Here is a 9772-nt window from a genome sequence, read left to right as displayed (position 1 = left end):
ACCTCAACGGCGTCTTCACGATGTTCAACAACATCAGCACCAGCAACAACATCAACAGCCCCGGCGCCAGCAACAACACCAACCAGAACTTCACGAACACCGTGGGCTGACACCGAGCACGCCCAGCCGGGCCTCCCACACGGGGCCCGGCCACACCCTGCTCCCCTCGCCCAGCCTCAGGGCCTGTCCGCCATGATCCGCCGGACAGGCCCTGACCGCGTCGTGCTCAGGCAACCGCTTGGGAGCGAGGGCGGCCCGCAGACCCGCAGGGCAGCGGGGGGGCTGCTCGGGGGGCGTGGCCCGTGCCGCCCGCGCGAACCTCACGCGCCGGGCGCCCGATGGCAGAGACACCCGCACACCAGATGACGCACCCCCGGTACGCCGCTGTCCCGGGGTACGTGGTCGCGGCAGCGATCATGGCGGCCGACGATGCAGCGCGGCGACCGGAACTCCGGTTCGGGCTCGGCCGTGAGCGTACGGGCCAGCAGGGACACGGTCACCGCGTCGGCGATCTCCGGCGTCACCCACCAGCCGTCGCCCGCGCGATCGCGGTGCGGGCCGTCGTGGCCCACGGCGAGCACACAAACCGATCCGCCCCACACCGGCCGCACCACCTCCGCAACGGCGAACACGGAGCGCCGTGCACCGCAGCGGCTCATCGGGCGGCCCCGGCGTGGATGTTCCGGCGGTCGAGGTCCACCCCGACCGTCGCCAGCCACAGCGCCCGGCGCCGCCTGCGCTGCGCGGCCCGGGTGGGCGGGCGGGGACGGTGCCGACCGGTGGGCGGGAGGGCCAGCATGAGCAGCCAGAGGAGGAGCGGGATCCAGGCCCGGCCCAGTACGCGCGCGATAGGGTTCAGCACGTCATCAACTCCGTTGTCAGTTGGTGGCCATGCCCCGGGAGGTCTAGCCACCTCGCCGGGGTCTTCGTGTCACACGACCCTATAAGGCATGTATAGCTCTGCATAGCTCACCAATGGTTCGCACAGGTCTTCGATGCTTACGTTGGTCGTGTGACCGACCACAGCCAGATCCCCGAGTTCAACCCGCAGGGCCCCCAGCTGGTCTACGTCGCGGTGGCCGACCACATCGCCGCCCGGATCGCGGCCGGAGAGCTGCCCGCAGGCGCCCGGCTGCCCGCCGAACGGGACCTCGCCAAGGAGTACGGCGTCGCCTACCTGACAGTCCGCCGCGCCGCCGGAGTCCTGCGTGAACGAGGCCTGATCCTCACCGTCCACGGCAAGGGCACGTTCGTCGTCGATCCGCTGCCGGAGGACAACCAGGTGTGACGGTCCGGTCCCGCCGGGGAAGGCTCCCCCCATGGATCAGGAACAAGCACGCCGGTGGCTCGCCACCGCCCTGGCCGAAGCCCGCGCCGGGCTCGCCGAGGGCGGGATTCCCATCGGCGCCGCCCTGTACGGCGCCGACGGGACGCTGCTCGGGCGCGGGCACAACCGGCGCGTGCAGGACGGGGACCCGTCGGCGCACGCCGAGACCGATGCCTTCCGGGCCGCCGGGCGGCAGCGCTCGTACCGGGGGACGACGATGGTGACGACCCTGTCCCCGTGCTGGTACTGCTCCGGGCTCGTGCGGCAGTTCGGGATCTCGCGGGTGGTCGTCGGGGAGGCGGAGACCTTCCACGGCGGGCACGACTGGCTCGCCGGGCACGGCGTCGAGGTCGTCGTGCTCGACGACGCCGAATGCGTCGACCTGATGCGGGGATTCATCACCCAGCACCCCGCCCTGTGGAACGAGGACATCGGTGACGAGTGAGGCCGCCCTTCCCACGATCGACCTGCGGCGCGACCCCGCCCCCCAGCTCCCCGCCGTCGACCGCGCCCTCCGCGAGGCCGGGTTCCTGCTGGTCGCCGGGCACGGGGTGGACCCCGGCCTGCGGGCCGCCATCCGCGAGACGGCCCGCGCCTTCTTCCACCTCCCGCCGGCCGCCAAGGAGCCGTACGCGGTGCGGGTCGGCGGGCGCGGGTGGCTCGGGCCGGGCGCGGAGGCCAACGGGTACGCGGAGGGCACGGCGACCCCGCCCGACCTGAAGGAGTCGCTCTCCTTCGCGGCGGAGGAGCCGACCGGGGACCCGGCGGTGGACGCCGAGTGGTTCCTGCCGAACACCTGGCCCGCCGAAGTGCCCGAGCTGCGGCCGCTGGTGGAGGCGTATCTGGCACAGATGAAGGAGCTGTCGGACCGGGTCCTCGACCTGCTCGGCATCGCGCTCGGCGAGGAGCGGGACTTCTTCACCCGGCACACCGGACACCCCACGTTCGGCTTCAACATCAACTGGTATCCGGGGCGGGAGCGGACCGGCGAACCGGAGCCGGGGCAGTTCCGGATCGGCCCGCACACGGACTTCGGCACGGTCACCCTCCTGGACCGGGAGGCGGGCAAGGGCGGGCTCCAGGTGTTCACCGACGCGGGCGGATGGCAGGACGCTCCGTACGATCCGGCCGCGTTCACCGTCAACATCGGCGATCTGATGGCCGGTTGGACCGGGGGCCGGTGGAGGTCGGGACGGCACCGCGTACTGCCGCCGCCGGCTGACGCGCCCGCCGAGGAACTGATGTCGCTGGTGTACTTCTACGAGTGCACGCCCGGTACCACGATCCACGGCATCGAGTCGCATTCCTACCTGCGGGCCCAGCTCGACGCCATCGCCACGGACTGAGAACAGGTCCACAACAGAGTCGAAAAGCCGACCGCTTTCCCAACACACCGTCGATATCCTTGAGTTGACTGTGACGGGGGTGGCGGGGGCGTGGACAGAGAGCTGTACGGCCGCGAGGCGGCCCTGGACGAGGGCGGGCTCGTCGCCCGGCTCGTCGGGCTCACCCGGCAGGGGGCCGCGCGCGTCGCGTACGAGCACGGGGACGACCCGCCCGTGACGGTCTTCACCGGCGGGCGCGGCATGGGGAAGACCGCCCTGCTCAAGGAGGTCCGCAACCGCTACAAGGGGTACACCCCGCTCGCTTTCCTGGACTGCGCCCACGTCGAACCGCCCGCTGACCACGGCCCCGGCTGGACCCCGGTCACCGGCGCCCTCGCCGAGCTGGCCGTGCAGCTGTCGCCGAAGGTGCTGGGCGCCCGGCCCGTGCGCTTCCCCCGGCTCTCGCTCGGCCTGGTCGCGGTCGCCTCGCTCGCCTGGTCCCAGGAGGACGACGAGCGGGCCCGGCGCGACCTCCAGCGCCTCGGGCCGCTCCTCGCGACCGTCGACGCGACCAGGGGCGCCGCCGCCAACTGGGTCGGCAAGGTCCTCGCCAAGCTCGCCGCCACCTTCGCCGAGGCCTCCGCCCCGCTCGCCGGGCTGCTCGCCGAGGCGACCGTGGAGACCGTCCTGGAGGAGGTGTTCGGCCGCCTCCAGCGCACCTCCGAGAGCTGGTACGGCACCTACCGCAACGCCGGCGGGCGCGCCAAGGCCGGCCTCCAGCAGCTCGCGATCGACTTCGAGCAGGGCGGCCGGCGCCGCGGCGAGGCCGAGGCCTTCCTCGTCGGCGCCCTCACCGAGGACCTGCGCCACGCCTACACCGGGCTCCAGCGCGGCGCCCGCATCGGCAGGCCCCTGCTCCTCCTCGACAACGCCCACGAGCCGCTCGGCCGGCAGCTCGTCGAGCCGGTCCTGCGCGCCCGCGCCGCCGAGGGCCGCCGCGACCGGGTCGTCGTCCTCGCCACCTCCCGGGTCCGCGATCACGAGGGCCTGCGGCAGGCCACCCGCACCCGACTGCCGGAGACCGCGCACCGGGCGCCCTGCCCGCGCGGGGCGAGCGTCGGCTCGGGCATCCTCGCCGTCGAGCTGACCCCGCTCTCCCCCGCCCAGACCCGCTCCGCCTTCGACCGCCACGACCCGGCGGGCCGCACCCCCGCCGAGCTCGCCCGTGCCGTCCACCGGCTGACCGGCGGCCGCCCGCTCGGCGTGGCCCTCCTCGGCCGGGCCGCCGGCGAGGCCCCCGCGGAGCTGCGGGCCGGTCTCACCCCGGGCCGGCTGCTCGACCTGACGGTGGAGCTGCGCGAGGACACCGCGCCGGTGCCCGTCGCCCCCACGCTCCTCGCCGAACTCCTGCCGGTGCGCAGACCGGGGCCGTACGCCGTGCTGGCCGCGACCCACGACGAGGAGTCCGCCCGGATGCTCGCCCACGCCCGGCTCCAGGCGGAGTCCCTGGACGGGGACGTGGCGCTGCGGGTCCGCGACCAGCTGCGCGCCGAGGACTGGGGCGAGGGCCCCGGCCACTTCGTCGCCGACCCGCTGCTGCGCGCCCTGCTCCTGTACCGGCTGCGCTTCGAGGACGACGACCATCCGCGGTACGCCGCCTGGCACGCCGTCCACGAGACGCTGTACCGGCACTACGGCCCGGAGCCCGGCCCGTACCGCCTCCACCACGGTCTCGCCCTCGGCCGTACCGAGGAGGCCGTCGCGCACCTGCGGGAGACCTTTCCCGGGCAGGACGTCCTCGGCTGGCTCGGCCGGCTCCGGTTCATCGCCGCCGCCCCGTACCCGCGCGAGCGGAACCGGCCGGGCCCCGACCCGCGCCGGGCGGTCGCCCTCGGCCAGGAACCGCCCGGCGCCCTCCCCGCCGGTCTCGACCCCGACGCCACCGAACTCCACCTGTCCGTACGGCGGCTGCTGCACGCCCTGTGGCTGCTCACCGATCCGCTCGCACTGCCCGACGACGAGGTCGCCGACCGGCTCGCGCACGAGCTGCGCCGGCTCTCCGGCCGCCATCTGACGGGCAGCGGTTCACTCTGGGACGCGGCGAGCCACTGGCCGCGCGACATCCGTGCCTGGCGGGAGCCGTCGCTGCCGCCGGGCCGTGAGAACGGAGTCTGACGCCATGCCCGACCGACTGGCCCTCCGGCTGCGCCGGCGCGTCCGCACCCCCCGCCAGAAGCTCGTCGCCTCGCTCGTCACCGCCGCCGTCGTCCTCGGTCTCGGCGGTTACGGCATCTCCCGGCTGACCACCCCGGAGGACCGTTCCTGCGCCGCCGGCGTGGCCCGCCCGGCCGGCAGCTCCGAGTGCGTCGGCGTCAACGGCGACGGCCACGCCTTCGGCGTGCCGGAACTCGGCGAGGTCGCCGGGGCCATCGGCCGCGAGAACGCCACGCTGAAGGCCGGCGAGTACGCGACCGTCGCCGTGCTCCTGCCGCTGACCTCCACCGACGGCGGCATGCGGGAGAAGGTCCTGCACGAGGTCCAGGGCGCGTACGCCTACCAGTACCGGGCCAACCACGAGTCCAACAGCGAGACTCCGAAGATCCGCCTGGTCCTCGCCAACACCGGCAAGGGCAACGCCCACTGGCGCGAGACCGTCGACCGGCTCGTCGCCATGACGGGCGCCCCCGACCGGCTGCGGGCCGTCTCCGGCGTCGCCACCTCCTCCACCGAGGTACGGGAGTCGGTGGCCGCCCTCACCGCCGCCGGGATCGCCGTCGTCGGCACCACCATCACCGCCGACGACATCGCCAACGGCCCCGGGGCCGGCCACAACCGCTACCCGGGACTCGCCCGCGTCTCCCCCACCAACACCGACGAGGCCAAGGCCCTCTCGCACTTCGGCCGGGTGGACGCCACCAAGGCCTTCCTCGTCCAGGACACCCGGACCGGCGACCACTACACCGACACCCTCAAGGCCGCCTTCACCGCCAACCTCGAGGGCGCCCCGCACGAGCCGGGGCTCTTCACCTCGCCCGCCGACCCCACCGAGGAGGGCACCACAGCCAACACCTTCCGCCAGATCACCCATCTGATCTGCGACACCCGCGCCGAGACCGTCTTCTTCGCGGGCCGCCACACCCAGCTCCGGCAGTTCATCAACGCGCTCGGTTCGCGCGGCTGCACCGACCGCGCCTTCACCGTCCTCACCGGCGACGAGGGCTCCTACCTGGGCGCGGACAAGAAGCTCGACCGCAAGGCGCTGAAGGCGAAGCTGACCGTGCGGTACGCCTCGCTCGCCCACCCGGACGCCTGGCAGCCGGCACCGGGGCGGCGGATTCCGGCGACGGGCGGTTCGGTGGCGGCGTACTCGACGTTCCTGACGGACATCGCCCGCGCCGCGAAGGGGCCGGTGGCGCTCGCGGACGGCCAGGCGATCATCGCGTACGACGCGATGGCGACGGCGGTCCACGCGATCCGCCAGGCCACCCCGGAGGGCGCGGTCTACCCGGCGAAGGAGGACGTGGGGACCCAGTGGCCGCAGGTCAAGGGCTCCCTGCGGGTGGAGGGCGCGAGCGGCTGGATCTGCCTGGACAACTACGGCAACCCGTACAACAAGGCGGTCCCGATCGTGGAACTGACCCAGGACGGCACCCAGCGCTTCGTCCAGACGGCCTGGCCGGAGGGCCACCCCCCGACGGACACGTGCCTGCCGCCGAAGAAGGGGTGAGCTGCCGCGCCCCCCGTGTGCCCAGCCGCGCCCAGGCCCGGTGCTCCTACGGCACCCACTTGGGCCAGGGTGCATCGTCCCGCTCGTACAGCTCCCGCAGATGCCGCCAGCGATCCGGCGACCAGTCCCGCCAGTCCGTAGGGCGACCGTCCAACGCCGCGACGAGCCGCTCGAAGTGGTCATGCCACCCGGCAAGACAGTCCAGCCGGTACTCCCGCGACCCCCGCACCTCGTTCGTGAAACGCAGCACGGTCGACCCGTCGCCCCCGGACCCCGGTTCCAGATGGAACCGGATCCGGCCGTGCGTCGGGCCGACCGTGTACTCGGCCACGTAGTCGGGGTCCCAGGCGGTCACCCGCCCCGAGACCTCGGTGTCGCTGTTGAGCCAGCGGAGGGTGACCCGCCCGCCGAGCCGCGGTTCCAGCGGGTCCGCCTCGCAGAGCCAGGCCGGCAGGCCCTCGGGCGAGGCGACGGCCGCCCAGACCGCCGGCATCGGCTGCGGGAGGTCCACGACGAAGTGCAGCAGATGCCGGTCGCCGTCGTGGGTCTCGCTCCTGCCCCGGGAGATCTCGCTCATGCCTCCAGCGTCACCCCGGGACAGGCCCCGTGCCAGCGCAGGAACGGCTCAGACGCCCGCGTAGGAGTGCTTGCTGCTCACGAAGATGTTGACGCCGTAGTAGTTGAAAAGGAAGCAGCCGAAGGCGATGAGCGCGATGTACGCGGCCTTCCGCCCCTTCCAGCCGGCCGTCGCGCGCGCGTGCAGGTACGCCGCATAACCGACCCAGGTGATGAAGGACCAGACCTCCTTGGCGTCCCAGCCCCAGTAGCGGCCCCACGCGTCACCGGCCCAGATCGCGCCGGCGATGATCGTGAAGGTCCACAGCGGGAAGACGGCCGCGTTGACCCGGTACGAGAACTTGTCGAGCGAGGCCGCGGAGGGCAGCCGCTCCATGACGGAGCGGGCGAAGGCACCCGGGTTCCCGCCGGTCGCGATCTTGTTCTCGTACGAGTCGCGGAAGAGGTACAGCAGGGTCCCGACCGCACCGATGTAGAAGACGGCGCCGCAGAAGATCGCGGTGGAGACGTGGATCCACAGCCAGTACGAGTCGAGCGCCGGGACCAGCTGGTCGCTGGGGGTCTTCAGCCAGGTGGTGGCCATGCCCAGGTCGAGCAGGACCGTGGTGACCAGCGGCAGGCCGATCCAGCGGATGTTCTTCTTGGCGAGGAGGAAGCCGAGGTACGCGCCGACCGCCACCGTGGAGAAGGTGGTGGAGAACTCGTACATGTTGCCCCAGGGGGCCCGCTGCACGGACAGCGCCCGGGCGACCACGCCCGCGGCCTCGACCGCGAAGGCGAGGACGGTGAGCGAGACGGCGATGCGGCCGTACAGGTCGCCCTTGACCGTGCCGCCGGCCGCGCCGGGGCCGTCCGGCACGTCACGGGTGCCGGACGCGGAGCGCGTGACGACCTTCGGCTTGTCGAGGACGGCGGTGCCGCCGGCCTGCTTGACCTGGACGGTCACGGCGGGGGTCGCCTGCTGTGTGAGGGCGGCGGCGGTGCGGCCGACCTTGCTGCGGCTGCCGAACACCCACTCGGCGATGTGGGCGAAGAAGGCCAGGGTGTAGACGGCCATCGAGGAGTAGACGAGCAGGTCGCTCATCTGCGCCAGGCCTTCGTCGGTCGTGGCGGCGAGGATCACTTGTCGGCCTCTCCAGAAGGGGCGGGGTCTTCTGCGGGTTCTTCCGCGGGTTCCGGTACGGGGGGCGCGTCCGTCGTGAGCGCGACCGCGAGGTCGCCCAGCTCCTCCGGCAGCTTGGCGGACTCGCTGCGGCCGAGTCCGGCCATCTCGACGACGGTGACGCCGTCCTCACCGCGCACGGCCCGGACCCAGACCCGGCGGCGCTGGATGAAGAGCGAGCCGGTCAGGCCGGCGATCGCGGCGATCGCGCCCGTGAGGGCGAGGCCGTTGCCGGGCTGCTGCGAGATCTGGAAGCTCGCCCACTCCTTGATGTCCTTCTCGAAGGTGATCGAGCCGGCGCCGTCGGGGAGCGTCATGGTCTCGCCGGGCAGCATGCGCTGGGCGACCCCGGTCCCCTTGTCGATCTTGAACTGCTTCATCTTGGTGGTGTCGAGCTGGTACACGTTCTGCGGCAGACCGGAGTTCACGCGCAGGTCACCGTGGAAGCCGGTGAGCGCCATGACCGGGAAGCCGAGCGCGGGGAACTGCGAGAACATCGTGCCCTTGCCCTCGCCCGCGAAGGTCGGCACGAAGAAGGCCTTGAAGCCGAGCTGCTCCTTCTTGCCGTTCCTGTCGCGGTAGCCGTCCATCACCTTGACGGCGCCGGTCGACGTGATGTTGTTGTCGATCGGCAGCAGCGGCACGGCGCCGTGGAAGACGGTCTTGCCGCGGCCGTCCTTGACGGTGACGACGGGCGCGTACCCGTGGGCGATCAGGTAGACCTTGGAGTCGCCCACCTTCAGCGGCTCGTTGACCCGGATGACCGCCTTCTTGTCCGCGCCGCCCGTCGAGTAGCTGACGGCCGCCTCGAAGGTGCGCGGGGTGCCGCGCTGGGGGCCGCTCTTCTCGTACGTGCCGGTGAAGGAGTCCAGGGTGAAGCTGAACGGCTCCAGCTCGTCGGTGCCGAACTGGGAGCCGGACTTGAAGTCGTCGTACTGGGTGAGCGTGTTGGAGAAGCCGTCGCCCTCGACGATCAGCTTGCCGCCCTCGGACTTGAAGAGCTGGCCCCAGGCGAAGGCGACGAGCATCACGATCAGGGCGACGTGGAAGGCCAGGTTCCCGGCCTCGCGCAGATAGCCCTTCTCGGCGGCGACCGCGTCCCCCGCCGTGTGGGCGCGGAAGCGGCGACCCTTGAGGACGGCGAGCGCGGCCGCGCGGACCTGCTCGGGCTCCGCCTCGGTGCGCCAGGTGGTGTACGCGGGGAGCCGGTCGAGGCGCCGGGGGGCGCCCGGCGGGCGGCTGCGGAGCTGACCGACGAACTGCCAGCTGCGCGGCACGATGCAGCCGATGAGGGAGACGAACAGCAGGATGTAGATCGCGGAGAACCACACCGAGCTGTAGACGTCGAAGAACTGCAGCTTCTCGTACAGCGGGGTGAGGGTGGTGTGGGCCGCCTTGAAGGCCTGCACCTTCAGCTCGTCCGCGCTGGTCTGCGGGATGAGAGAGCCGGGGACGGCGCCCAGGGAGAGCATGAAGAGGAGGATCAGCGCGACCCGCATGGAGGTCAGCTGCCGCCAGAACCAGCGGACCCAGCCGACGACCCCGAGGGTGGGGCCGCCGATGGCGGTGTCCTCCTGGGGGGCGGTCGACAGCTGCGCCCCGGCCGCCTCCTCGGTGGTGCGCCCGGTCTCGCTCGTATCGGTCTTGCTCATGGA

The 9772-nt window shown here is 72.6% G+C and carries 10 protein-coding genes; 5 read left to right on the top strand and 5 right to left on the bottom strand.

The genetic code is table 11. The features are described 5' to 3' along the window. Positions 1 to 320: 320 nt before the first annotated feature. Together ABZ318_RS16505 and ABZ318_RS16500 are read right to left on the bottom strand one after the other, a co-directional pair. Positions 321 to 632, bottom strand: a complete 312-nt coding sequence (locus ABZ318_RS16505; protein ID WP_356903149.1) for a hypothetical protein — start codon at positions 630 to 632, stop codon at positions 321 to 323. A 23-nt stretch (positions 633 to 655) separates the two neighbouring features. Continuing rightward, complete coding sequence (locus ABZ318_RS16500; protein WP_356903148.1) at positions 656 to 862, bottom strand: hypothetical protein; 207 nt, start codon at positions 860 to 862, stop codon at positions 656 to 658. A gap of 150 nt (positions 863 to 1012) precedes the next feature. Here ABZ318_RS16500 and ABZ318_RS16495 point away from each other — a divergent pair, with 150 nt between their 5' ends. From ABZ318_RS16495 to ABZ318_RS16475, 5 genes are all read left to right on the top strand, one after another. Continuing rightward, complete coding sequence (locus tag ABZ318_RS16495; RefSeq protein ID WP_356903147.1) at positions 1013 to 1288, top strand: GntR family transcriptional regulator; 276 nt, start codon at positions 1013 to 1015, stop codon at positions 1286 to 1288. A 31-nt stretch (positions 1289 to 1319) separates the two neighbouring features. Continuing rightward, the gene (locus tag ABZ318_RS16490) at positions 1320 to 1772 is read left to right on the top strand and encodes a nucleoside deaminase (RefSeq protein ID WP_356903146.1); all 453 of its coding nucleotides are present in this window, start codon (positions 1320 to 1322) and stop codon (positions 1770 to 1772) included. 16 nt (positions 1773 to 1788) lie between these two features. Next, positions 1789 to 2673, top strand: coding sequence for a 2-oxoglutarate and iron-dependent oxygenase domain-containing protein (locus tag ABZ318_RS16485; protein ID WP_356903152.1), 885 nt, complete (start codon positions 1789 to 1791; stop codon positions 2671 to 2673). A 90-nt stretch (positions 2674 to 2763) separates the two neighbouring features. Further along, positions 2764 to 4827, top strand: a complete 2064-nt coding sequence (locus ABZ318_RS16480; RefSeq protein WP_356903145.1) for a hypothetical protein — start codon at positions 2764 to 2766, stop codon at positions 4825 to 4827. 4 nt (positions 4828 to 4831) lie between these two features. After that, complete coding sequence (locus ABZ318_RS16475) at positions 4832 to 6379, top strand: hypothetical protein (protein WP_356903144.1); 1548 nt, start codon at positions 4832 to 4834, stop codon at positions 6377 to 6379. A gap of 46 nt (positions 6380 to 6425) precedes the next feature. Here the strand turns inward: ABZ318_RS16475 and ABZ318_RS16470 are convergent, their stop codons facing one another. Genes ABZ318_RS16470 through ABZ318_RS16460 form a run of 3 tightly spaced genes read right to left on the bottom strand, consistent with a single transcriptional unit; the run spans position 6426 to position 9769 of the window. Next, on the bottom strand, positions 6426 to 6956 hold the full coding sequence (locus ABZ318_RS16470) for an SRPBCC domain-containing protein (RefSeq protein ID WP_356903143.1): 531 nt from the start codon (positions 6954 to 6956) through the stop codon (positions 6426 to 6428). Positions 6957 to 7004: 48 nt separating this feature from the next. After that, complete coding sequence (gene ccsB, locus ABZ318_RS16465; protein ID WP_356903142.1) at positions 7005 to 8078, bottom strand: c-type cytochrome biogenesis protein CcsB; 1074 nt, start codon at positions 8076 to 8078, stop codon at positions 7005 to 7007. Next, positions 8075 to 9769, bottom strand: coding sequence for a cytochrome c biogenesis protein ResB (locus ABZ318_RS16460; RefSeq protein ID WP_356903141.1), 1695 nt, complete (start codon positions 9767 to 9769; stop codon positions 8075 to 8077). The genes ccsB and ABZ318_RS16460 overlap by 4 nt, the downstream gene beginning before the upstream one ends. Between the last annotated feature and the right edge of the window lie 3 nt (positions 9770 to 9772).

This window comes from Streptomyces sp. NPDC006197 (assembly GCF_040613865.1).
Classification (GTDB): domain Bacteria; phylum Actinomycetota; class Actinomycetes; order Streptomycetales; family Streptomycetaceae; genus Streptomyces.
Note: the sequence above shows the minus strand (reverse complement) of the source record. Positions and strands in the feature narration are given on the sequence as shown.